The 21,955-nt window shown below is 56.9% G+C and carries 22 protein-coding genes, 1 tRNA gene and 1 other RNA gene; 10 read left to right on the plus strand and 14 right to left on the minus strand.

Annotation, left to right across the window (positions count from 1 at the left end):
- Positions 1–105 precede the first annotated feature (105 nt).
- Positions 106–366 (minus strand): hypothetical protein, encoded by a 261-nt coding sequence (locus ABIE59_RS11700; protein WP_354447064.1) that lies wholly within the window; start codon positions 364–366, stop codon positions 106–108.
- 73 nt (positions 367–439) lie between these two features.
- On the minus strand, positions 440–2,059 hold the full coding sequence (locus ABIE59_RS11705) for a methyl-accepting chemotaxis protein (protein ID WP_354447066.1): 1,620 nt from the start codon (positions 2,057–2,059) through the stop codon (positions 440–442).
- Positions 2,060–2,216: 157 nt separating this feature from the next.
- On the opposite strand from ABIE59_RS11705, the gene ABIE59_RS11710 reads away from it, so the two are divergent.
- Together ABIE59_RS11710 and ABIE59_RS11715 are read left to right on the plus strand one after the other, a co-directional pair.
- Positions 2,217–2,921, plus strand: a complete 705-nt coding sequence (locus ABIE59_RS11710) for an AzlC family ABC transporter permease (RefSeq protein ID WP_354447068.1) — start codon at positions 2,217–2,219, stop codon at positions 2,919–2,921.
- On the plus strand, positions 2,914–3,249 hold the full coding sequence (locus ABIE59_RS11715; protein WP_354447070.1) for a branched-chain amino acid transporter permease: 336 nt from the start codon (positions 2,914–2,916) through the stop codon (positions 3,247–3,249). Before ABIE59_RS11710 ends, ABIE59_RS11715 begins: the two co-directional genes overlap by 8 nt.
- Positions 3,250–3,257: 8 nt before the next feature.
- On the opposite strand, the gene ABIE59_RS11720 is transcribed toward ABIE59_RS11715, so the two are convergent.
- From ABIE59_RS11720 to ABIE59_RS11730, 3 genes are all read right to left on the minus strand, one after another.
- Positions 3,258–3,656 (minus strand): DUF1330 domain-containing protein, encoded by a 399-nt coding sequence (locus ABIE59_RS11720; RefSeq protein WP_354447072.1) that lies wholly within the window; start codon positions 3,654–3,656, stop codon positions 3,258–3,260.
- A 156-nt stretch (positions 3,657–3,812) separates the two neighbouring features.
- Positions 3,813–3,954, minus strand: a non-coding RNA gene (locus tag ABIE59_RS11725) — RtT sRNA.
- A 31-nt stretch (positions 3,955–3,985) separates the two neighbouring features.
- Positions 3,986–4,076: transfer RNA gene (locus tag ABIE59_RS11730), tRNA-Ser, on the minus strand.
- A 167-nt stretch (positions 4,077–4,243) separates the two neighbouring features.
- On the opposite strand from ABIE59_RS11730, the gene ABIE59_RS11735 reads away from it, so the two are divergent.
- Both ABIE59_RS11735 and ABIE59_RS11740 read left to right on the plus strand, forming a co-directional pair.
- Positions 4,244–4,774 (plus strand): isochorismatase family protein, encoded by a 531-nt coding sequence (locus ABIE59_RS11735; protein WP_354447074.1) that lies wholly within the window; start codon positions 4,244–4,246, stop codon positions 4,772–4,774.
- A gap of 19 nt (positions 4,775–4,793) precedes the next feature.
- Positions 4,794–5,447, plus strand: coding sequence for a cupin domain-containing protein (locus ABIE59_RS11740; protein WP_354447076.1), 654 nt, complete (start codon positions 4,794–4,796; stop codon positions 5,445–5,447).
- Positions 5,448–5,520: 73 nt separating this feature from the next.
- Here ABIE59_RS11740 and ABIE59_RS11745 read toward each other — a convergent pair whose 3' ends face one another.
- From ABIE59_RS11745 to ABIE59_RS11765, 5 genes are all read right to left on the minus strand, one after another.
- Complete coding sequence (locus tag ABIE59_RS11745) at positions 5,521–5,886, minus strand: DUF7352 domain-containing protein (RefSeq protein WP_354447078.1); 366 nt, start codon at positions 5,884–5,886, stop codon at positions 5,521–5,523.
- A gap of 104 nt (positions 5,887–5,990) precedes the next feature.
- Positions 5,991–6,878 carry a LysR family transcriptional regulator gene (locus ABIE59_RS11750; RefSeq protein ID WP_354447080.1) on the minus strand — a complete coding sequence of 296 codons (888 nt, stop codon included), beginning with the start codon at positions 6,876–6,878 and terminating at the stop codon, positions 5,991–5,993.
- Positions 6,879–6,887: 9 nt separating this feature from the next.
- Positions 6,888–8,069 carry an MFS transporter gene (locus ABIE59_RS11755; protein WP_354447082.1) on the minus strand — a complete coding sequence of 394 codons (1,182 nt, stop codon included), beginning with the start codon at positions 8,067–8,069 and terminating at the stop codon, positions 6,888–6,890.
- Between the two features lie 3 nt (positions 8,070–8,072).
- Positions 8,073–8,900 (minus strand): CheR family methyltransferase, encoded by an 828-nt coding sequence (locus tag ABIE59_RS11760; RefSeq protein WP_354447084.1) that lies wholly within the window; start codon positions 8,898–8,900, stop codon positions 8,073–8,075.
- Positions 8,901–8,937: 37 nt separating this feature from the next.
- Complete coding sequence (locus ABIE59_RS11765) at positions 8,938–9,867, minus strand: chemotaxis protein CheV (RefSeq protein WP_354447086.1); 930 nt, start codon at positions 9,865–9,867, stop codon at positions 8,938–8,940.
- A 192-nt stretch (positions 9,868–10,059) separates the two neighbouring features.
- Between ABIE59_RS11765 and flgA the strand changes: the two genes are divergently transcribed.
- From flgA to ABIE59_RS11780, 3 genes are all read left to right on the plus strand, one after another.
- Positions 10,060–10,761, plus strand: coding sequence for a flagellar basal body P-ring formation chaperone FlgA (gene flgA / locus ABIE59_RS11770; RefSeq protein WP_354447088.1), 702 nt, complete (start codon positions 10,060–10,062; stop codon positions 10,759–10,761).
- Positions 10,762–10,889: 128 nt separating this feature from the next.
- A complete protein-coding gene (flgM, locus tag ABIE59_RS11775; RefSeq protein WP_354447090.1) occupies positions 10,890–11,216 on the plus strand; it encodes a flagellar biosynthesis anti-sigma factor FlgM in 327 nt (108 codons plus the stop codon).
- A gap of 7 nt (positions 11,217–11,223) precedes the next feature.
- On the plus strand, positions 11,224–11,694 hold the full coding sequence (locus tag ABIE59_RS11780; RefSeq protein ID WP_354447092.1) for a flagella synthesis protein FlgN: 471 nt from the start codon (positions 11,224–11,226) through the stop codon (positions 11,692–11,694).
- A 69-nt stretch (positions 11,695–11,763) separates the two neighbouring features.
- On the opposite strand, the gene ABIE59_RS11785 is transcribed toward ABIE59_RS11780, so the two are convergent.
- Complete coding sequence (locus ABIE59_RS11785) at positions 11,764–12,510, minus strand: cyclic di-GMP-binding domain-containing protein, MshE-related (protein ID WP_354447094.1); 747 nt, start codon at positions 12,508–12,510, stop codon at positions 11,764–11,766.
- A 202-nt stretch (positions 12,511–12,712) separates the two neighbouring features.
- On the opposite strand from ABIE59_RS11785, the gene ABIE59_RS11790 reads away from it, so the two are divergent.
- From ABIE59_RS11790 to ABIE59_RS11800, 3 genes are all read left to right on the plus strand, one after another.
- Positions 12,713–13,309: a peptidylprolyl isomerase gene (locus tag ABIE59_RS11790; RefSeq protein WP_354447095.1), complete on the plus strand. Its 597-nt coding sequence runs from the start codon at positions 12,713–12,715 to the stop codon at positions 13,307–13,309.
- 5 nt (positions 13,310–13,314) lie between these two features.
- The gene (gene mnmC / locus ABIE59_RS11795; RefSeq protein WP_354447097.1) at positions 13,315–15,186 is read left to right on the plus strand and encodes a bifunctional tRNA (5-methylaminomethyl-2-thiouridine)(34)-methyltransferase MnmC2/FAD-dependent 5-carboxymethylaminomethyl-2-thiouridine(34) oxidoreductase MnmC1; all 1,872 of its coding nucleotides are present in this window, start codon (positions 13,315–13,317) and stop codon (positions 15,184–15,186) included.
- A gap of 114 nt (positions 15,187–15,300) precedes the next feature.
- Positions 15,301–15,933: a CBS domain-containing protein gene (locus tag ABIE59_RS11800; protein WP_354447099.1), complete on the plus strand. Its 633-nt coding sequence runs from the start codon at positions 15,301–15,303 to the stop codon at positions 15,931–15,933.
- 18 nt (positions 15,934–15,951) lie between these two features.
- On the opposite strand, the gene ABIE59_RS11805 is transcribed toward ABIE59_RS11800, so the two are convergent.
- From ABIE59_RS11805 to zipA, 3 genes are all read right to left on the minus strand, one after another.
- The gene (locus tag ABIE59_RS11805; RefSeq protein WP_354447101.1) at positions 15,952–18,639 is read right to left on the minus strand and encodes a hypothetical protein; all 2,688 of its coding nucleotides are present in this window, start codon (positions 18,637–18,639) and stop codon (positions 15,952–15,954) included.
- Positions 18,640–18,790: 151 nt separating this feature from the next.
- Entirely contained in the window at positions 18,791–20,827 is a 2,037-nt protein-coding gene (gene ligA, locus ABIE59_RS11810) for an NAD-dependent DNA ligase LigA (RefSeq protein ID WP_354447103.1), read from the minus strand.
- Between the two features lie 24 nt (positions 20,828–20,851).
- On the minus strand, positions 20,852–21,913 hold the full coding sequence (gene zipA / locus ABIE59_RS11815; RefSeq protein ID WP_354447105.1) for a cell division protein ZipA: 1,062 nt from the start codon (positions 21,911–21,913) through the stop codon (positions 20,852–20,854).
- Positions 21,914–21,955: the final 42 nt, after the last annotated feature.

The raw sequence follows: 21,955 nt of genomic DNA on the forward strand, positions 1-21,955 counted from the left end.
GTCACCTCGCCATCAGGTATGAAAAAACAGACTGATTGTAACGTTTAGCAAAGCCTACGGGTAGGCACCGCTGGCAAAAGCCTGCCGACAAATCAAAAATAGCTTTCAGACTGCGGTGGGAGGGCTACCAAGGCCGGCCGTGTTTTCGACCGGATCAAACCAGACCACCAGATCACCACGGCGCACGGCACACAGCACACGTTCCCGCTCTGCCAGTGGATTTTCAGTGTCATTCAACCCATGGTAACGGGTGCAGTACTCCTCTGCCAGCCCTTGCAACTGGTCATCAGTGAGCAACTCGGCATCGACCACGAATTTCTCTTCCCGAGGGTCCGCTTCCGGCTGCTGTGCTGCTTCGTCACTCATAAAACCTCCAATCAGTCGCCGTATGTTACGGTTTTATGGCGGCAACCAGAACCCCCGTTGTTGGAGACACGTTCTATTGATTCGTGGAACGGGTTCGAAAGCCCGACGCCAACTGCCGCATAGACACAGATTCCTGCCTGAGCGATTCACTCACCTTCCGCGCGTTATCAACGTTCTCCGTCAGGGTGTCTGCGCTGGCAGACAAGGAGACAGCCCGACGGCCCACTCTTCCGATTTCCTCGTGCTGAAGAGCAATGGAGCTACGGATATGATCGCTGTGCTGCTCCAGCTCATCGAACTGGTTCTTCAAGCGCTCCAGGTGGGTTTTCAGCGCCAGGAGGTTGGTCTGATTCAACTCTCCCGCCTCTCGCATCTCTGCCAGCAGAGCATCGACACTACCAACGCCCATTACCAGGTCTTGGACCCACTGGCGAATGTTGCCGGTGGACTCGGCCGTCCTTCGCGAAAGCGTGCGCACCTCGTCTGCCACCACTGCAAATCCCCGACCATGCTCGCCAGCCCGAGCGGCTTCTATGGCGGCATTCAAGGCCAGCAGGTTAGTTTGCTCGGCAATATCGGCAATCACTCCGATCACCTGTTCGATCTTGCCCGTCGAGTCATTGAGGGCGTGAATCGATTCCGACACCCGTGCAATCACCTCAATCGTATGCTCTGCCGCCTGCTCACTGTTCCGCAGACCATCCTGCACTTCTGCGTTGGCAACCACGGCCTGCCGCACGGTAACTGCGGACATCTCCGTGGCTTGCTCGATACGAGACGCCTGATCTGCAATCGAGGTCATTGATGTATTGACATCACCAATTTGCTGGCCAGTTTGCTCTGCCGCACGCTGCAAGGCCTCAGCCCCGCCATCAAGTGCCGCGGAACGTTCATCCAGTCCTGCCGCTGCGCGTCGGATATCACCAATGAAATCTTCGAACCGACGCACCAGACCTTCGAGCGCGCCTGCAACACCAGCCACTTCGTCGCGACCTCCCAGCACCGGCGTTCGTGACAAGTCAGACCGGGATTCCATTTCCATCAATTCCCGCTCCATATATTGAAGCCTGAGAATGACCGAGCGCCGAAGCCAGAGCGTCATAGCCACCACCACCAACAGAAACGCCAATGAACCGCCGAGAAGAAGGATTCGCTGGCCGCCGAGGAAGGCGAGCAGATCGTCTGCCCCGGCTGACACGTCATCCCGGCTCGTGGCCTGCTGCTGGTTAATGGCAGCCAGCATTGGTTCTAGAGCAGGAAAAAGCTGAAAATCGACCACCTGGCCTACCCGGTAGTAACTTTTCTCCCGGATACCCTCCTCCATGGCGGCCATGAGGACCAACACCCGATCAAACTCACCCTGATGACTGCTCGCCCAGTCGCTCAAACGCTCAGCGTCACGCACACGCTTCCAGTGATTGCGCAACGCCGTATCCAGGTACTCAAACTCTGCCTCAATTTCATCCCACAACAGCAACTGCGCCTTTACCTTGAAAGCCAGGTCCTGAAGCCTGCGATGGTCATGCTCAAGGTCCATAAGCACCCAGGTGTCCTGCAGGTTGTTGCGCATAAGATTCTCCGAGGCATCCTCCGCCTTGAGAATGATCATCCACGACAGAACCGCCAGGCCGGCTACAGCGATAAGGGACAAAATGGCAAAAAACAGAATGCGGGAGCGAACGGTGGACAGCATGACAACTCCAGTGGGGTAATTACCCGTGGAGGGTATGCCTGTTTTATGACACTTTTATTGCGCCAAGCGCGTCAAATAGTTGAATACGCCATTAGGCCCACTTCAAAAGCCCGGCCCAATTCACTATCATCGCCGCTTTGATAACGTTTGGATGCTAATGAACCAGAACGCCTTCCGACTGACACTGCCGATCCTGTTTGGTTATCTGCCATTGGGCATGGCCTTCGGCGTGCTGTTCACAACGCAGCTGGACTATGCCTGGTGGGTTGCGCCCCTGATGGGTCTGGTTATCTACGCGGGATCTGGCCAGATACTCGCTGTCAGCCTGCTGGCCGCAAGTGCCGGACTGCTGGAAGTGGCTGTTGCCATGTTCGTACTTAACGCCAGGCACCTGTTTTATGGGCTTTCTCTTTTGGGGCAGTTCCGCGGTGCCGGCCGGCGCAAGGGCTATCTGATTTTCGGCCTTACCGATGAAACCTATTCCCTGCTTACCAGCCGGCCAAGGACATCAGACCGCCAACATGAACAGGCCGTTGATTTCAGGATTACGTTGTTCAACCAACTGTACTGGATAGCGGGCTGCGCCCTTGGTGCCCTGCTTGGTGAACTGGTCGCTTTCGACAGCACCGGAATTGAGTTCGCCCTGGTTGCGCTTTTTATCGTCCTGACGATTGAGCAGTACAGAGCCCTGGGCGAAACCTTTCCGCTCTGGGCGGGTGCATTGTCGGCTGGCCTGGCCATGTTGCTGGTACCGCCAGCCCATCAGTTGATTGCCGCCATCACCCTGGTAACAACCGCTCATCTACTCCATTACTGGAAGCACCACAAACGGACAAAGAGCAGTGAGGTCAGCCATGGCTGAGCAGTATTATCTGGCGGCCTTTATTGCCGTATCCGCCGGCGCAACCTTTGCGACCCGTGTAGTGCCATTCCTGTTCTTCGAGCGCCACACCGAACATCCACTGGTAAAGCACATCGGTCGATTTCTGCCGGCGGCTGTGATGGCGCTGCTTGCGGTAATTTTTCTTCAGCGGTCGGCAAACTGGAGCGCCAGCGCACCAGGGCTGGACGCCTTGCTGCCGGGGTGTCTGGTGGTGATCATCCACTTGTGGCGGCGCAATGCACTTCTCTCTATAGCGGCGGGCACTGCCGCGTACATGACCATTCAGCAGGCGGGCTGGCTCACTTAATTCAGGGCCTACCCTTCGACATTGGCCACCAGCCTGGAATCTTCCAGAGCCGCCGTGCGGTGCTTGACCACGCCCTTGTACTCCGGGCTTTCAATCATTGCCAGAAAGGCATTGATGGAGGGATAGCGTACCAGAAGAACCTGATCCCAGGACTCATCTGGTGGAGCGATCAGCGAGCCCACGGAGCGGCCTGACCAGATCACTTCAGCGCCAACGGTGCGAACACATTCTGCGGCTTCTTCCATATACCGCTTGTAGGCATCACGGCCTGAACAATCGTGCGCGTCATCCTGGTAAGCAGCCCGGTCACGGAACCGTAAAAGATTCAGCATTACGACGGGCTGATCTTTAGGGGTTTCCTGCAAAACTTTGCGGAGCTCTTCCTGAGATGGATTGATCGTCGCCATGCTTGTCCCTGTTCATGAGTGTGGAAACGTTACGGTACATCGAATCCGTGTTACGAACAGTAAACCAATTTACTGGAATATGCACCCGTTCTGGATTAGCGCGGTAACGACAACATGAAAACAAAAAACCCCAGCATTGCTGCTGGGGTTTCATATTGGCGGAGAGGGAGGGATTATTCGGCCCTTCGGGCCTCTCCCCCTTCGGGACCGTCGTCGCTTTGCTCCGACGTTCCTCCGGCTGCTACGCAGCCTACGGTCGAACCCGCGAGGATTCTCACCCGCCCTCACAGCCAATAAAAAACCCCAGCATTGCTGCTGGGGTTTCATATTGGCGGAGAGGGAGGGATTCGAACCCTCGATACGCTATTAACGTATACACACTTTCCAGGCGTGCGCCTTCAGCCACTCGGCCACCTCTCCAATAAACTGTTTCAAATCAGCGATGTCGTCGCTCATTTGAGGGCGCAAACTTTAATGGTTTTGGGGGCGTTTGGCAACTGTCTCCGGTTAGATTCCCGAAAAATTTGTTTGATCGGGGATAATTGCTCATTCTTGTAGTCAGATTCATTAATCCGGAGTGAATAACCATGCTGATGAAGGCCGAACAATCCACGCTGCTGCTTGTTGATGTCCAGGAGCGCCTGATGCCGGCCATAAGCCAGGGCGCGGAAGTAGCTGATCGTTGTACACTGCTGGCCACTATCGCCGGGCTGCTGGAGGTGCCAGTGGTTGGCACGGAGCAGCTACCCGAGAAGCTGGGGTCGAATATTGAGTCGGTGCGGGAGCTGTGCAACGTCACGGTGGGCAAGCATCATTTTGATGCCTGCCCGGATGGTCTGATCGATCAGCTACCCGAGGGGCGCCAGCAGATTGTCATCGGCGGCTGTGAAACCCACGTATGTATGCTGCAAACGGCGCTGAGCTTACTGGATGCCGGCTACAAAGTCTGGGTGGTGGCAGATGCCACCGGCTCCCGTAACGACTTCGACCGGGATGTGGCGCTTGACCGCCTGCACCAGAGTGGCGCCCGGATTGTCACCACCGAGATGGTGGCCTTCGAGTGGATGGTGCATTGCAAGCATCCCCGATTCCGGGACATTCAGGCGCTGATCAAATAACCGAACCAATGAGGCGTTCATGCTGAATATGGATTTCTCCCAACGCGTGGTGATTCGCACTGCCGAGCAACCCTGGGTTGCCAGCCCCGCCGCCGGGGTTGAACGCAAACCCCTGGCCCGGGAGGAAGCCGAACGGGGGCACGCGACCAGCGTGGTGCGTTATCTGCCGGGCTCCGCTTTTGCCCGCCACGAACACCCCCAGGGCGAGGAGATCCTGGTGTTAGAGGGAGTTTTCTCCGATGAAACCGGCCATTACCCCGCGGGCACCTACCTGCGCAACCCACCGGGTAGCGGGCATGCGCCATTCAGCGAACAGGGCTGCACTTTATTGGTGAAACTGCATCAGTTTGATGAACGGGATACGGCCACGGTTCGAGTCGATACCAACACCGCGGAATGGCTGCCGGGTATTGGTGGACTTCAGGTAATGCCATTGCATGAGTTTGAACACGAACACGTGGCCCTGGTGAAATGGCCCGCCAATGAGATGTTTCAACCTCACCGGCATTTCGGAGGCGAGGAAATCTTCGTGTTGAGTGGAGAATTCTGCGACGAACACGGGCGTTACCCTGCAGGCACCTGGATGCGCAGCCCCCACCTGAGCCAGCACCACCCGTTTGTTGAGCAGGAAACGGTGATTTGGGTTAAGACTGGTCACCTGCCCCTGGTTTGATCTAAACAAAAACGGCCCCTTGAGAGGGGCCAAAAGAGAGTGCTATCCCGACGACAACATCAAATCTGCCTGGTCAGGAGGCGTAATTCGCACGCCAGTCGGACTGACCATACGAATCGCTGCCGAACCGTTCGTGGCCGTTTCCAATCGCCATCCCCTCACCGGCCGGCACTTCAAATACGTGGTAAGCCTCTGGCCCAAAGGGATCGAGCGCGGTATCCAGATATTCATACGCATCCGGTACCGGGTCTCCGGACATGGCAACTCTGAATTGCCGCTCCACCGTAGGTACTGTGACACTCAGAGGCTGCTGCACCCAGAGAAAAACCGCCTTCTGGGCGACCAGATACTCACACCTGACCACTTTGAACCCCTCACGAAGGGTTAATGTGGTCGGCTCCTTTCCAGGCTCAAGACGGAACTTGTGAATGGTTTTCATGGCGGGACTCCTTCAGAGGTTGCCAGACACAGCTTCATAGTGCACCGCCATGAACCTCGATAAAATAAGATTTATTGAGCAAAAAACATCGGTATTATCGATGATCAGTCAAAACCACTGCAGATGGCCCGCACACCTTCATGGGCAACCTTCCGGCTTCGGGTAATGGCATAGAGCTGGTCGGTGACCGCCTTGACAGGAGCAATTTCCACCACCTGATACTGGCGACAGACTTCTTCTTTGATCGCCGTTGGCGCAGCAAACACACCCAGCCCTTCCCGCCCGAAAACCTTGATTAACGCGCTGTCGTCCACTCTCGCCACCAGATCCATCCTAACGTTGCTGATGGTCAGCCAGTTCATCAGTTTCTGGAAATAAGGCGCATCAGTGGCGTTGGCAAGTAACGGCTGATGATTGAGAGAGGCCGGAAAGCCGTCCCGGAGGCGCTCGGCCATATCCGGCGCGGCAAACAAACTTATGGTAGATGACGTCAGTGGATGGACGGCAAAGCGTTCGTTTACCGCCTCAGCCTGAGGCATCCGATCTGTCAGCACTACGTCCAGCTCTTTACGCTTGAGGCTGAGCAGCAAATCTTCAGCACGGCCAGTTCGGCAATCCAGGTTGACTTGCCTGTTCAACTTCAGGGCTGGCTGCAACAACTGAAAGGCAATGAGTTTATGGATCGATGCCGAGACCCCGGCCGCCAACCTCAGCGGGCGATCGGTAGGGGCCAGGCGTAAGGTTTCAGACAGCTCGCCGGTCAGTGCAAAAATATCGTTGGCGTAGGACTGAACCATCTGGCCCAGCTCGGTCAGGATCAAGCGCCGCCTTTCCCGGCTGAACAACTGCCCTCCGACCGATTCCTCGAAAGTGGCAAGCTGGCCACTCAGGGTTTGCGGCGCCAGGTCGAGCAGCTCGCTGGCTTTGGCAATAGAGCCCTCACGGCTGATGACCCAGAAATAATAGAGGTGCCTGAGATTAAGCTGATCCATGACGTAAACCTAGTTTGTGGTCGCTCTTCGTGACCGCAGCAACCAAACCGACATCAAAACACTGTGCAACACCAATAATGGTACCGCCACCAGTAGCAGGCCCGCCCAGCCAATCGAAGCCAGCACTGCACCGGCACTCAATGCGGCTGTTGCCTGCGCCGTGAACACCATCATGTCATTCAGGCCCTGCACGCGGAATCGCTCAGACTGCTCGTAGCCCTGGGGCAACAGCGTTGTTCCGCCAACAAACAGGAAATTCCAACCTACGCCAAGAAGCAGCAAAGCCCAAAGATAATGATGAAAACTGATACCGCTGGCTGCCAGCAGGATACAGCCCAGGTACGCCAATAAGCCCAACGCCATCATCAAAGGGATACCAACAACCCTGGTCAACCAGCCAGAAATCAAAGATGGAAGGTACATAGCCATGATATGTAGCTGGATAACCCGTTTTGCGGCATCCAGATCGTGCCCTGCCATTTCAGTCATGCTCAATGGGGTGGCGGTCATGATGAAGCTCATCACCGCGTAACCAATCGCCGCACCGCTGATTGCCGTCCACACCAAGGGACTTGCCAGAATCTCCCTGAGTGGCCGCCCCCCGCCAACTGCGGTTTCCGGTACTCGCTCTGCCTGTGCCTTGTAGCCGAGCGCAAGAATGACAAACGCCAGGGCCTGAACCACGGCCAACCCGGCCCAACTGTACAGAAACGGGTAGGCTTCAGACTGACTACTGCCCATGCCAGCCACTTCAGGCCCCAACCAGGCGGCAACAAGGCCACCGAGAAGCACCCTTGCAGCCGCGGAGCCTGCCATCCCTGGTTCAACCGATTCCATCGCCGCAAAACGATACTGGTGCACCACCGCCAGGCCCACACCACCGAGAACGGCAGCAAGACACATCAGGGCAAAGCCTGACTGCCAGGAAGCGTAGACGCCCAGCAAACCGGCAAGAACGCCCGAAACAGCGCCCACTAGCATCACCTGCTTACGCCCTATCCTCTCCATCAACCAGGTTGCTGGTTTGATAGCCACAACGGTACCAACCACCACTAGCCCGACCGGTAATGTGGCCAGCTCTGGTGCAGGTGCCAGCAGTCTTCCCTGAATGGAGCCAATAAATACGATGAAAGGCGCGGTGCACATGGCCAGCGCCTGGGCTGCCACCAGCACCCAGACATTCAATGGCATGGGCTATTTCTTCCTGTAGATGATGCCGGGGTGGCACTGAACCATTTCGTATAGATTCGGCAGGCCATTGAGGGATTCAGAGGCGCCCAGAATGAGATAGCCGCCAGGGTTGAGAGCCCCGTGCAATCGAGTCAGGATGTCTTTCTTGAGATCTGCGGAAAAATAGATCAGCACATTTCGGCACATGATGATGTCGAACTTGCCGAGCATATATCGCTCAAGCAGGTTGAGCTCCTTAAACTCCACCATAGCCTTGATTTGTGGTTTTATCTGCCAACCACCATTGGCCGATGGCGTGAAAAACTGTTTCTGGCGCTCAGGTGAAAGCCCCCGACCGATGGCGATCATCTCATACTCGCCCCGCCGAGCCACTTCCAGTACGCTTTTGGATATGTCCGTTGCGGTAATCTTCACGTCCCGCAATTTTCCCGGCCGATTACGCCGAAACTCATCCACCACCATCCCCACTGAGTAGGGTTCCTGACCGGTCGAGCAAGCGGCAGACCAGATACGAAGCGGCTGTAACGAGTTGCGTTCGGCAAATTCCGGTAACAGCTTGTCCTGTAGAATGCGGAACGGGTGATTGTCACGAAACCAGAGGGTTTCGTTGGTGGTCATGGCGTCAATGACCAGCTCACGCAACCCGCTGCGCCCCGCACGCTTCAGGCGATCAAGAAGTTCACCCAACGAATTGAGATTATTTTCTTCAAGAATCCTGCGTAATCGGCTCTTCACCAGGTACTGCTTGTTGTCACCCAACAGAATGCCACAAGCGTCCTGCAGGAATGTCTTGAAGGCTTCGTATTCCTGAGGCGTAATGTCCGCTTTCATTAGATCTCTATCGTGGGTAAGTCCATGAGCCGAGGCATCAGTTCTGGTCAATGATTTCCATTACTCGCTCGGCAAGTTCGTCCGGGCTGAATTTCGCCATGAAATCATCTGCGCCAACCTTCTTAACCATCGCCTGGTTAAAGACACCACTCAGGGATGTATGAAGCATCACATACATGCCGCTGAGCGCCGGATTCTCTTTAATTCTGGTAACGAGGGTGTAACCGTCCATTTCCGGCATTTCCACATCGGAAATGATCAATGACAAGTGGTCTCGGGCATTGGAACCATCCCCCGTGATCTCCTTGAGATAGCTCAACGCCTGTTTACCGTCATTTTTGGTGACCACTTCCATTCCGATCGCGGTCAGGCAGCGTTCGATCTGGCGCCTCGCCACAGACGAATCATCAACAACCAGTACCGGCAAATGCCCGGGAACACGCTCCGAGCTGCGAGTTTTCAGCTCTTCGGTGACATCTTCCCTGAGCGGAGAAACTTCTGCAAGAATCTTTTCTACATCTATGATTTCTACAAGTTTGTCATCAATCTTGGTGACCGCCGTCAAGTACACATCCTTGCCAGCCCCCTTGGGTGGCGGGAGGATATCTTCCCAGTTCATATTCATGATCCGGTCGACGCCAGTCACCAGAAAGCCCTGAGTTTTGCGGTTATACTCGGTAATGATAACAAAGCTTGTTGCCAGCTCTTCCTGTGGAATGCCTGCCATGCCAATGGCCATGCTCAGGTCGATGATGGGGATGGTCTCGCCACGGATATGGGACACGCCCCTAACCACCTGGCGGCTGTTAGGAATCGATGACAGCTTCGGGCATTGAAGAACCTCCTTCACTTTAAAAACGTTAATCCCGTAAAGCTGCCGCCCCCGCAAACGGAACAACAACAGCTCAAGCCGGTTCTGACCAACCAGCTGCGTACGCTGGTTAACGCTGTCCAACACCCCTGCCATAACTTTCTACTCCCGGCATGCCAACGATCGGCACAGAATTTGCTCAGTTATTATCAAACAACTTGCTTACGCGAACCCGGACCAAAACATTGACGCCCGGTGTCCAATCAAGGTTAACGGCCCAAACGCCATTTTCCTTAACGGAACTCGCATAAATAGGCCTAACTGACAGCATAGGACAAAGCAGTGCAGATGCGAACCATCTTTTTAGCGACATTTTGCCTATACAGCCTTAGCCTGAATACCGTCGCAGCGGCCACCACCGCAAGCGAGATACGGGATGCCGCAGCCGGTTTTCTTGAGGCCTGGGCCGAGGAGCAGCGCCAGGATCAGTTCGATGTCATCTTCACCATTGGCAACATTGACAGCAGGCTGAGCCTGGCTGCCTGTGAACAGGCTCTGGAAACCGAATTTACCAACGACCCCCTGCGGACAACATCACCATCGGTCATGGTGTCCTGTGTGGGTGAGCGCCCATGGCGCATGTATGTCACTGCCTCCGTCGAAGTGCACGGCCCTGCCCTGGTGGCAGCGCGGCCTCTCGCCCGGGGCGAGCGCATCACCACAGAGCTGGTTCAGGAAAGTCAGGTGCAGATCAACGCCAGCCGCAGAGGTATCCTCACAGATGCCGAACAGATATCCGGCATGCTGGTGCGGCGCCCCGTCAATGCCGGGTCGCTTCTCACCCCGGATCTGCTTGAGGCGCCGAATGCCGTTGAGCGGGGTGATCATGTTATCATCACCGCCAAATCCTCGGCGTTCGCAGTCAGCTCCCGGGGCAAGGCGCTGGCAAGCGCCAGCGTCGGCGAACAAGTGATGGTTGAGAATCTGCAGTCATCACGCACGGTTCGTGCAACGGTCACGGCCCCGGGCCGGGTGGAAATTGCCATGTAACGGCAAGCCAATGCCCGGCGGCAAAATTTTTCCGTTTTTTCCTAAAGGTTGGCTTAACGCTGCCGATAACGAGATATAAACCCGATTTCGCCACCTTTGAGGGTGGCCACAGGCAAGCAGGTATCCTTATGTCAGTTGACTTAAATGGAATTGGCCCCGGCCAGGTCAACACCACCAGAACCACGGCCGACAAAGCAACCGGCAACCAGAGCACGCCCTCCACGGCTGGAGAACAGGCGAAGGCTCAAAGCACGGCTGCCCGCGGTGATAACGTCAGTCTCAGCAATCAGGCCAAGAACCTGAAGCAGCTCGAACAGAAGCTGGGTGATTACCCGGAGATGGACGACGACCGCATTGCGCAGATTCGAGCCGCACTGGAAGATGGCACCTACAAGATTGATGCAGAGAAACTGGCCCAGAAAATGCTTGAGATGGATAAAAGCATTTTCGGGTGAGTAAAACATGGCTGCAATCGATGAATTGAAGACCCTTCTCTCAGAAGACATCCGCCAGCTGGAAACACTGGCGGACCTTCTAAACCGGGAAAAACAACTCCTGGCCTCCTCAGACATAAAACTGCTTCAGGAAGTCACCGTTGAGAAGAACGGCGTTCTGGCTGATATACGGGAGCGTGCAAAACAAAAGATTCGCCTTCTTGTCAGCATGGGGTATCGCCCGGATGCCGGCGAACCCTCCAGGTTTATCCGCGCCGGTGGCATGGAAGACCTCTACCAGCTCTGGAAAACCGCCGATGGGCGCCTACGTGCCTGCCAGGAGCTGAACCAGAACAACGGTCGTGTTGTCGGGCACCTCCAGAAGCGCCTGACCAGGCTCACCGACATTTTCCGTGGCGCCTCTGCCCAGCAGAAGCTATACGGTGCCAAGGGCGAGCAAACCAGCGTATCCAGCGGCAATATTCTGGCCAGCGCCTGACCGAGCCGGCAAACAAAAACGCCCGGATGAGCTGTCCGGGCGTTTTTCGTCAGAATCACCTTAACCGCATTAACGGGTGTAGATCGTCATCTGGGAATCCGGATGGAACTGTATGTTGTGAATACTGACGTTGCCCATGGAAGGGGCCTGGTTGCCGCTCACCCGGATATTATCCATACGGATCTCCTCAATCCGCTCAGGGAACGCCAGCCTCAAGGCGCCATCCTCTCGAATGGAATACCGTGGCTCGCCCTCCCGGTAGTGAACACCAGAGATGGTCAGATCGGAATCCAGGAAACTGAGCATTGGCACAAAAATGTTGGCTGCGAGTTTGATTCCCTCTACTGAGTCCAGTCCGGCGAGCTCCGGATCATCGACACCACCGACAGCATTTCCCGGCATTGCGGAAACCGTTTCGATACGCGCCAACAAACCCACACTGCTTTGAGCTGTTACGCCGGCCATATCGCTTTCAGACAGAGGCGCAAAGCCGCCCCCTTCATATAACTCACCTGCTTGTGCAGGCATGGATGCAGCACTGGTATTGCCGGCCGCCAGCGACACCAACGGCTGAAACGGCAGTGTCACCATGGTAACCAGCGCTGCCGCATTGCGATACCGGGCCTGGTGCTTGAGCACACGATGCAGTTCTTTGTCAGTCACCCAGCCAGAGGCAATCAACACCTCGCCCAGGCGCTGCCCGGTTTCCCGCTGCAACAGCAACGCCTGGTCCAACTGCCCTTCCGACAAATAACCACGATTGACCAACAACCGGCCAAGCCGGGACTTCTCTTCAAACCCCTTACGGATTCTCACTCGACTCCTCCCGCATTCACAGTGATCACCGTACAACCCGGCCCGGTATTGATAATGGTTAAAGCGTAGTCCAATCACCTCGCCTACGCTGTTCTGATTTGCACTTATTCAGGTAAGGATCTGTTAAGATCTTCGCTAATTTTGTTCTGTCCGGATTATCTCAGGATTCCCGATAACAACTGAAACTGTGAGAGCTTCTGAAATGACAAATATCGTAAAACCCACATCAACTGTGATGTCAGTCCTGTTTGCCGCAATCCTTGCCGTGATGCTGACCACCCCGATTCAGGCCGAAGAACTGCCGAAGGTTCGCTTTGTCACCTCTGAAGGGGCCTTTGAGCTTGAGCTGCGCCCTGACGTAGCCCCGAAAACCGTGGAGAATTTCCTTTCGTACGTCGAAGACGGGTTCTATGACGGCACGATTTTTCACCGGGTAATTCCCGGCTTCATGATCCAGGGCGGCGGGTTTACCGAAACCATGGCCCGCAAACAGACCAAAAACCCCATCGTCAACGAGGCCACCGCAACCCTGCCCAATCTCCGGGGCACCGTGGCCATGGCCCGCACCAGCTCCCCGAACTCTGCAACCTCTCAGTTCTTTGTTAACGTCGCCAAAAACGATTTCCTGAACGCTGGAGTGCGAGGTGCAGGCTACGCGGTCTTTGGCAAGGTCACCGAAGGCATGGGCGTGATCGACAAGATTGCCGGCGTCCAAACCGGACATCGCCAGGGCATGGCGGATGTTCCGGTTCAGGCCGTCGTGATCGAGAAAGTGACTCTGGTTAACACTGAAGACTGAGCACCATGCTTTCCCCCTGCCTGCCGCCGGCCATGGAGCCGGCAGAACTTGTCTGGCGCGACGGCGTGCCCGAATCCACCCGGTTTGGAGACGTATATTTCAGCAGGGACAACGGCCTGGCAGAAACCCGATACGTTTTTATCGGTCATAACGAATTACCAGATCGTTTCCGACAGGTGCCAGAGACCGGCCACTTTGTCATTGCAGAAACCGGTTTTGGTACAGGACTGAACTTTCTCGCCGCATGGGCCGAATGGTCGAAGCAGCGACCGGCCCCGGATAATGCCATCCTGCACTTTGTCTCGGTGGAACGATTTCCCCTGCGCCGCCAGGATCTGGAGAAAGCGCTGTCTTACTGGCCAGAGCTCCAGCCGCAGGCGGCGGAGTTGATTGAATCTTACCCGCCATTGATCAAGGGCACCCACCGGTTGGTACTGGCCGGTGGCCGGGTGCGGCTCACCTTGTATTTTGGCGATATCCTCGACGCCTGGAAGGATCTCACATTTACTGCTGACGCCTGGTTTCTCGACGGTTTCGCTCCGTCGTTGAACCCGGGCATGTGGCTGGACGATGCCATTTCATTGATCACTGGTCACAGCAAACCCGGAACCACACTGGCTACCTTTACCGCCGTTGGCCGAGTGCGACGCAGCCTGGCCGACGCGGGTTTCGAGATCGCCAAAGTGCCCGGTTTTGGCCGAAAGCGAGAAATGCTTGCGGGCGTTTACGCATCGGGGAAGGTGTCCGGGCAACCTCAGAGAGCGGGCATCGTCGCCATTATCGGTGCCGGGATTGCGGGAACCCTGCTTGCCCGCAACCTGGCGGACCGTGGCACTCGAGTGCTGCTGCTCGACCAGGCTCCCCACGCCGGCTCAGCGGCATCAGGCAACCCCCAAGGCGCCCTCTACGTGAAACTTGGCGTGGAGTACAACACCCAGACTGAGCTTGCCGCCACCGCCCTCAGCTTCAGCCAACGTTTCTACCGCCCCTGGCAAAACCAGTTCTGGCACCCAACAGGACTGCTGCAACTGGCAACCGATGATCAGGAAGCCAGTCGTCAGCAGCGTTTCTGCGATCGCAATGATTATCCGGAGGAATTGCTGGAATCTGTGGATGCAACCCGGGCGAGCGAACTGGCAGGCATTCCCGTTAATACCGGTGGCCTCTGGTTTCCCGGTTCTGGCTGGCTTGAGCCTGCGCAGGCATGCCAGCAACTTGCAGAGCACCCCATGATTGAAACACGGTTCGGTTACCAGGTCGCCAGCCTTCTGCCGTGCAACAATCAATGGTGTATTCGTAGCCACTCCGGAGAAGATTGCCGTGCAGACGCTGTGATTATTGCCGGAGGTCACGACAGCGCCGCGTTAGTACCTGTTGCGGATGAACTCCGCCTGAAATCGATCAGAGGGCAGATTACCGAACTGCCGGAATCAGACTTCAATCTACCCGAAGCCGTCATCTGCGGGACCAAGTACCTGAATCCCGTTCACGGTGGCAGCGCCGTCACCGGAGCAACCTTCGACTTAAAAGATAATACCCCGCACCCTACTCTAGCCGGTCACCAGGAGAATCTTGAAGAACTGCAGCGTACACTGCCCTCTGTCTCCAAGGGGGGGCTGCCTGACCCGGATCAGCTAAAAGGGCGAGTAGCCTTTCGTTGTACCACCCACGATTACCTGCCTGTGGCCGGGATCATGCTGGATACCGAAGGGAATCACCTGGAAGACCTGTATCTGCTAACCGGCCTGGGCAGCAAAGGCCTGGTCTGGGCGCCGCTGCTCGCAGAGTATCTGGGAGACGTTATCAGTGGCCAGCCTCACTGCCTGCCGATGCCACTGAAAAAGCGACTGGAAACCAGACGGCTTTATCGAAATTGACGCTTACCCAGGCGTAATGAAGCCGGTCTACAGTTTTCTGGTATTCAGCCGTTACCATTAGCGTAGCTGCTCTGCATTGGGGAGTTGCAGCAGTCAAATCGGAGAGGTACTGGAATGTCTATTCACGTCAGTGAGCCTGGGCGACCCATCGGCACCCGGCTGCCGGAAGCCTTGCGAAGCCGTCGCGTTGGCGACGTCACCGAGCTGACTGAGTCCGGTGCGATTTCACCGGGTCACAGCGAGGCAACAGACGCAGAGTTTCAGCAGGCCGCTAACAGCGGTCGACACCGTGCGCTGCAGGAATATGGCACGGCAGCAGCAGGAGAGCGGAGGGAAGAGCGCTTGTACCTGCCGGTTTCCGCTATTTGCTCTCCCGCACTGTATTCGGTGCCAGCCACGGCCTCCATGGGTGAGGCAATGTCCAGCATGGAAGACAACGGCGTGCACCACCTGGTCATCCTGGCCGAGCAAAACGTTGCAGGCCTTATTGACCTGCGCTGGCTGCTATCCTGGCTACACGACAACCCACCGCAAGCGGTAAATCAGAGCCTGTCTCAGGTTGAGCTGCCAGCGTTCCTGACCGCCTCTCCGGAAACCGACGCGCACCAGCTCGCGCGGCTTATGCTTGCACACCAATTGAATGCGGCACTGATCGTTGACGCGAAAGGTCAACCATCAGGCATTGTGACCAGCACCGACTACCTGAAGCTTTATGCCAGTGCCAGCCGGCACGAAGGGGCAGTCTGATCACGCCCATCCGAGCCTTTACGGACCGGTAGAGGTCAAAGCCCCTCCCTCCGGGCCAAACAGACGAATCTCCAGGTCACCATCCCGATCCACCAAGGCGGTAATTTCATCATCTCGGTAGTTTTTCAGCCTTAACACACTCAAGCCCTCAACCTCAGGCTGAGTACGCCAGCTCCGATATGCCGCCTCTTCATCTCCGCGATTCAGCCTTGCCAGGATACCATGACGGGTTGACGGGGCCCCGGACTCGCCAGCGAAAACCCCATCGGTGGAACCAGCAATAACGATATCGCCGTTGAACAGCAGGCCCTGGCTAAGCTCTACGGGGGCAGTGTCATTTTGATCATTGGCCGACAGCGCAGTACCTATGGCACCGGAAGTGCTGTAACCGAGAGCGAATCCGGCCCGGCTGTTCTTGCGCGTGCGTATCAGTTCGGCATCGTCATCTTCATTCACGTCCACCCGATACTCAAACGGCCCGTCACCGATCAGCCAGGCACTGCCATCGCCATAAAACCCGTGTCGCAGAACCTCAGCAGACTCCTCACCAACCTGATAAACCGACACAGCTCCAGCAGCACTGCCACTGAAGAAGAAGGGACCAGTAACCGCCGTACCGTCGATCGATGATGGGGCAAAGCCAAACAGTAGCGGACTGAGAGCAGCGACACTGCCGCCGACCACATTATCATCACCACCAGAGCCTACCTGTCGTGTCCAGGCGACTGTTGGTACCAGCGTATCGCCATCGGGTATGGTATCGATTCTGGTCAGGAATGCGTCGATACCACCAGCGGACGACTCGCCACTCCAGACGCCGTCGGTTTCGCCAGCAATTGCAACGTAGCCACTGCCCGGGTGGAGGCCTACCCACCGAACACGGTCCTGACCGGAGGTGCCCATCCGGAGCAGGTCATCCCAGCGCAACTGGTACTCGCCCTCGCTGAGTCGATAAACACCGACAATCACATTATTGCCGGCCCCGGCATCGCCGGAGCCGATCAGCTCGTCAGTAGTGAATGCCACGGCCATTTCATATCGGGTGACCCTGACCGTGTCCTCAGTCACTCGGCGCTCCGCCACATCCACGAATACGTCAGGGCGTGCTGAGACATCCGCAAGACCGGCAACAACCAAAGGATCGCCCAGCAAGGCTCCCGTCTGGTCATGAATGCGCACCTGAACCTGGCCGTTTTGAGTCCCAGCCACAAAGTACCGACCGCCATGGCCGATGGCAAAGTCCGTCGGCACAAACCCGTCGTCCCAGACAACAGGCGATTCCAGGCGATTGAAACTGAGCCTGAGCAGGCTATCGCTGGCCCCTCTGGCGTAATTCTCCCGGCCAGCCTGGAACCGGCTGTCCACCGCCAGGTTCGCAAGCCGGTCGTGCAGGTCCTCCGGCGCTGAATAACTCTCACTGGCACGAACATCGAAAAGCAACTCATCCTGACCAACGGGGAAGCTCAAGGTATTGTTCTCAACCCCGTCCTGCTCGATGACAAACTCGGTTCCAAGCCGGGCCGTGGAACCCTGGGCATGCGTCAAACGCACCATGACCGTGTCTGCCCGATCACCAGACAGCGTGGCGCGATACTGCCTTGCTGCTCCGGTGTTGAGAGTATCCCTCTGGCCGCCTTTCAGGGTTTCGATGGCCACCACCGGTTCATTGTCTTGAATGGTCAGGTTGGTGCGCACACCATTGTTTGAAGCGCCGAGGGAAGCTATGCCCGTGCGCACTTCCGTTAGATGAAGCTGCGCCAGTTCTGAGGGTTCAGGAATGGTGTCGTCGATGACTTCCAGTGGAATGTAGCACTCGGTAATACCCGGCTCGAGGATAATCAACCCTCTGTCCAGAATGCCGGCGTCATTCTCGTAATACTCAATGTACGTGAGTTCCTCGCCCTGCTCGTCTACCGGGAACGCGCTGTTGCTGCCCCGGGCCACAATGTCGTTACCGATGATGGCACGGCCGAGGTTATCACTGCTGTATTCGCACCTCTGGTGCGAGGGAGTTTGCTCATCGTCGCAGTTATTCTCATCGAACTCGGAACGCAGCTCGAACGCGATCGATACCTGTGTCACCGAAGGTTGGTCCAAAAGAACCTTTGCGAAGACACGATGGGTTGGCGAGGTGACTGCCTTGGTCTCCTTGAACGAGCCATCGTCGTTGTACAGGTCAATCTCATAGTTATGCTCCCCGACAACGTCCAGTGCTGGCAGTTCGCACCGGGTTCGGGAGCTGTCGGGTATTTCCGGGCTTTCGCCCTCAGTGAACGCCGGCGCTTCCAGCGACACTACGTTCCGTTTGACCTCGATATCAAAGGGCTGGAACCCAGCCATGCGGCCATCGGTGGTGACGATATCGATATTGTCGTTTCGGCCCAGGTCGGCTTCACCTCTCGCCCCACCGGAAAGACCCGGAACACCGCGCATGATGATGCCCTGCCGGGCTTTGTTGCTGGTATCTTCCAGCGCGAGCCAGGACGGCGCGTTCGTCAGTGAGTAATCGAGAATACTTTCGCCGCCATAGGCGCCCCAGTTGTAGTAATACTCCACACCCAGGTAGGCGTTGGTGGGCGGCGCGCCAAGCAGCGTGGGCTGGTCGGGGTCCTTCTCGGTTTTACAGCCGGCAGACGCCAGTACGATCAGGGCCAGACCCAGGAGCCGGCCAGAAAAGAAGGTGCGAGGGAGCAGATCGGCGCGCATGCAAAAATCCGTTTCATGACGTTGTTGTTATGGCGGTGCCACCGGGGATTTAAGCTCCCGGTTTACACACCGTTACAGATCAACGCCATGGTAGCCAATTTGTGCCCTGCCGGATCTGCGCGAGTTCTCAGATTCACCTGCCGGGCCCGTATCAGCCTGCCACACCATGTTCTTTCAATAACGCGAAAAGCCCGTCTTCATCCAGGACAGGCACTCCCAGTTGTTCCGCCTTGGCCAGTTTGGAGCCAGCAGCCTCACCGGCCACCACACAGGCGGTTTTCTTCGAAACGCTGCCGGCAACCTTGGCCCCCAGCTTCTCCAGCTTTTCCTTCGCCTGGTCCCGGGTCATCTGCGACAGGGTGCCGGTCAGTACCCAGGTTTCGCCGGCCAGCGGTTGAGCTTCGGCCGGGACAACCTGTTCTTCCTGCCAGGTCACGCCTGCGTCTTTCAGGGCCTGCAGGGTTTCCTGGTTGTGGGGTTGGTCGAAGAAACTACGGATATGGCCAGCCACGATCGGCCCAACATCAGGCACGGCCTGCAGAGCCTCCTCCTCTGCCTCGGACACGGCTTCCAGCGTGCCGAAATGAGAGGCAAGCGCCTTGGCGGTGGCCTCTCCGACTTCCCGAATACCCAGTGCATACAGGAAACGCCACAACACCGGCTGACGGGAGCGGTCAATCGCGGCAATCAGATTGGCGGCCGATTTGTCCCCCATCCGCTCCAGGCTGGCCAGTTGAAACCGGGTTAGCCGGTACAGGTCCGCCACGGTAGTGACCATGCCTTCATCCACCAGAACTTCAATAAGCCGGTCGCCCAACCCTTCGATGTCCATGGCCTTGCGAGAAGCATAGTGGCGGATGGCTTCCTTGCGCTGGGCCGGGCAGAACAGACCGCCAGAGCAACGGGCGACAGCTTCCCCTTCTATCTGGACGATATCCGAATCACAGACCGGGCAATGGCTGGGCATGACCACTTCAGTTGCGCCCTCAGGGCGTTTTTCCGGGACCACCTTCACCACTTGCGGAATGACGTCTCCGGCCCGGCGGATGAACACCGTATCGCCGATGTGCACATCCAGCCGGCGAATCTCGTCCATGTTGTGGAGTGTCGCGTTGGAGACAGTCACGCCACCCACAAACACCGGCTTGAGCCGGGCAACCGGCGTGACGGCTCCTGTTCTGCCTACCTGAAACTCCACATCTTCGATAACGGTGAGCTCTTCCTGGGCGGGGAATTTGTGGGCAATGGCCCACCGGGGCGCCCTGGACACAAAACCCAGCTGCTGTTGCAGATCAAGTCGATTCACCTTGAACACAATGCCGTCTATTTCGTATGGCAGGGTGTCGCGCTTGGCCATCAGCTCCTGGTAAGCCTCAAGGCAGGCATCAACTCCCACGGCTTTACGCATTTCCGGGTTGATGCGGAATCCCCAGCTGCGAACCCGCTGCAGGCTGTCCCAGTGGGTATCAGGCAGCAGGCTTTGGTCGGTGACCGCCATGCTGTAGGCGCAAAGCTCCAAGGGGCGCTTGGCGGTGACTGTTGATTTCTTCTGGCGCAGGCTGCCGGCAGCGGCGTTCCTGGGGTTTACAAAGGTCTTTTCGCCTTGCTCGGCAAGCCGCTGGTTCAGTTGCTCGAACCCGGCCTTGGGCATATAGACCTCGCCCCGAACCTCCACCAGGTCCGGGAAGTTGTCGCCCCGTAAGGTCAGGGGGACCGACGGAATGGTGCGGATGTTGGCGGTGATATCCTCACCGGTATAGCCGTCACCGCGGGTGGCCGCCCGCGTCAGTACGCCCTGCTCATAATGCAGGCTGACTGCAAGACCATCAAGTTTGGGCTCGCAGACATACTCCACCAGGTCTTCGGTTGCCAGTCGATCCCGCACACGGCGATCAAAATCGCGCAACTCATCGTCACTGAACGCATTGTCCAGAGACAGCATGGGCAAACGATGGGTAATTTCTGCAAAACTGGTTTCCGCGGCGCTGCCAACGCGCCGGGTGGGCGAGTTGTCCGAAGCAAGTTCCGGGTAGTCTGATTCCAGGGACTGAAGTTCCCGGAACAACCGATCGTATTCGGCGTCGGGTATCCTGGGGTCATCAAGAACGTAATAGTAGTAGTTATGATCGTCCAGGGCTGCGCGCAACTGCTCCACGCGCTGCCGGATATCTGCAGAAACCTGGCTCATCGGATCGCTTGTCCTGATTAAATGTTATACCCGATGGGAACGCTGTTTACGTTCAAATTCACGGATACGCTGCCGGCAATGCTCAATCGTCTGGGGAGTCATTACGCTGCGGCGCTCATCTTTCAGTTCACCGCCCATATTCCGTACAACGCATTGAGCTGTTTCGAGCATGAATTCGAATGCCTGCATGGCATTGGAGGGCCCAGGCAGGCTCATGAAGAAACTGATCCCGGGGGTGCTCATGGTCGGCATGTCCTGGGGCCGGAAGGTTCCTGGCTCTACCGCGTTGGCAACACTGAACTGAACGGGTGTGGTGGTGTCAGCGCCTTCATGGCGGTGGTAGATGTCCATGTCACCATATTCAAGACCACAGGCCTCGAACAGCTTTTTCAGGGTCGTTCCCGGGAACTGCTCTCCGTTACGGGCCAACACGTTAATCACCAGCACTTCCCGGGCTTCCGGGCGATTAGCGCCGGCCAGAGGTTGATTCTTGCGCGGGCTGGGTGCCGCTTCCCGACGCGCGGTGTCCTCCTCTACCTCGGTGGTCACCACCGGTGGCTCATTCACTTGAGTTCTCGCAGCGGCCACGGGCTCTGGTTCGGGTTTGGGTTTGGGCGCCTGCTTGGGTTCTGGCTTATGTTGGACCTCAGATACCCGGGGAGGAGAGGCTTCCGCATCGTAAGCATCCGGCGCCTCATCTGGCACGGGTTCCGAAGCGCGCTCTGCTCGGCTATTCACAACTCTGGCCTCGCCCAGGACGCCGTCGTCAACGCTGTCGTCAGTAGCGCCCCAACCCGACTCGAGCGTAACGTCGTCGTCATCCGAACTGCCGAAATGTTCAGATGTGTCCCGCTTAAGGTAACCGCGCTCTTCGAGGGTGCCCCTGGATACGGTTCGAGCTCCACCGTTGGGGAGTTCGGGATTGTAATCATCGTCCAGCGGTGAATCTTTGAGATCATCCGCCCCCATTCCCGAGGAGATTGCCATGGATTCCTTACGGGCGCGGCGCATCCGCCGAACACCGTCAATGACGATTCCAAGAATAACCAGGGTACCTATGGCAATTAACCATTCCCTAAGTGACATAGTGCTGCTGTCCTGTTTGCAGTTCGGAACGTTGCTACTCTA

The organism is Marinobacter sp. MBR-99 (genome assembly GCF_040547575.1).
Lineage (GTDB): Bacteria > Pseudomonadota > Gammaproteobacteria > Pseudomonadales > Oleiphilaceae > Marinobacter.

Coding starts and splice junctions, on each gene's coding strand:
- ABIE59_RS11720 (WP_354447072.1), bottom strand. CDS start 3,656: ATGGCGACGATCAATCCATCTCAGGAAGAGCTCCGCAAAGTTTTGCAG.
- flgM (WP_354447090.1), top strand. CDS start 10,890: ATGTCAGTTGACTTAAATGGAATTGGCCCCGGCCAGGTCAACACCACC.
- ABIE59_RS11765 (WP_354447086.1), bottom strand. CDS start 9,867: ATGGCAGGGGTGTTGGACAGCGTTAACCAGCGTACGCAGCTGGTTGGT.
- ABIE59_RS11755 (WP_354447082.1), bottom strand. CDS start 8,069: ATGCCATTGAATGTCTGGGTGCTGGTGGCAGCCCAGGCGCTGGCCATG.
- ABIE59_RS11740 (WP_354447076.1), top strand. CDS start 4,794: ATGCTGAATATGGATTTCTCCCAACGCGTGGTGATTCGCACTGCCGAG.
- ligA (WP_354447103.1), bottom strand. CDS start 20,827: ATGAGCCAGGTTTCTGCAGATATCCGGCAGCGCGTGGAGCAGTTGCGC.
- ABIE59_RS11790 (WP_354447095.1), top strand. CDS start 12,713: ATGACAAATATCGTAAAACCCACATCAACTGTGATGTCAGTCCTGTTT.
- ABIE59_RS11735 (WP_354447074.1), top strand. CDS start 4,244: ATGCTGATGAAGGCCGAACAATCCACGCTGCTGCTTGTTGATGTCCAG.
- ABIE59_RS11745 (WP_354447078.1), bottom strand. CDS start 5,886: ATGAAAACCATTCACAAGTTCCGTCTTGAGCCTGGAAAGGAGCCGACC.
- ABIE59_RS11700 (WP_354447064.1), bottom strand. CDS start 366: ATGAGTGACGAAGCAGCACAGCAGCCGGAAGCGGACCCTCGGGAAGAG.
- ABIE59_RS11760 (WP_354447084.1), bottom strand. CDS start 8,900: ATGAAAGCGGACATTACGCCTCAGGAATACGAAGCCTTCAAGACATTC.
- ABIE59_RS11750 (WP_354447080.1), bottom strand. CDS start 6,878: ATGGATCAGCTTAATCTCAGGCACCTCTATTATTTCTGGGTCATCAGC.
- flgA (WP_354447088.1), top strand. CDS start 10,060: ATGCGAACCATCTTTTTAGCGACATTTTGCCTATACAGCCTTAGCCTG.
- ABIE59_RS11710 (WP_354447068.1), top strand. CDS start 2,217: ATGAACCAGAACGCCTTCCGACTGACACTGCCGATCCTGTTTGGTTAT.
- ABIE59_RS11800 (WP_354447099.1), top strand. CDS start 15,301: ATGTCTATTCACGTCAGTGAGCCTGGGCGACCCATCGGCACCCGGCTG.
- ABIE59_RS11715 (WP_354447070.1), top strand. CDS start 2,914: ATGGCTGAGCAGTATTATCTGGCGGCCTTTATTGCCGTATCCGCCGGC.
- zipA (WP_354447105.1), bottom strand. CDS start 21,913: ATGTCACTTAGGGAATGGTTAATTGCCATAGGTACCCTGGTTATTCTT.
- ABIE59_RS11780 (WP_354447092.1), top strand. CDS start 11,224: ATGGCTGCAATCGATGAATTGAAGACCCTTCTCTCAGAAGACATCCGC.
- ABIE59_RS11805 (WP_354447101.1), bottom strand. CDS start 18,639: ATGCGCGCCGATCTGCTCCCTCGCACCTTCTTTTCTGGCCGGCTCCTG.
- ABIE59_RS11705 (WP_354447066.1), bottom strand. CDS start 2,059: ATGCTGTCCACCGTTCGCTCCCGCATTCTGTTTTTTGCCATTTTGTCC.
- mnmC (WP_354447097.1), top strand. CDS start 13,315: ATGCTTTCCCCCTGCCTGCCGCCGGCCATGGAGCCGGCAGAACTTGTC.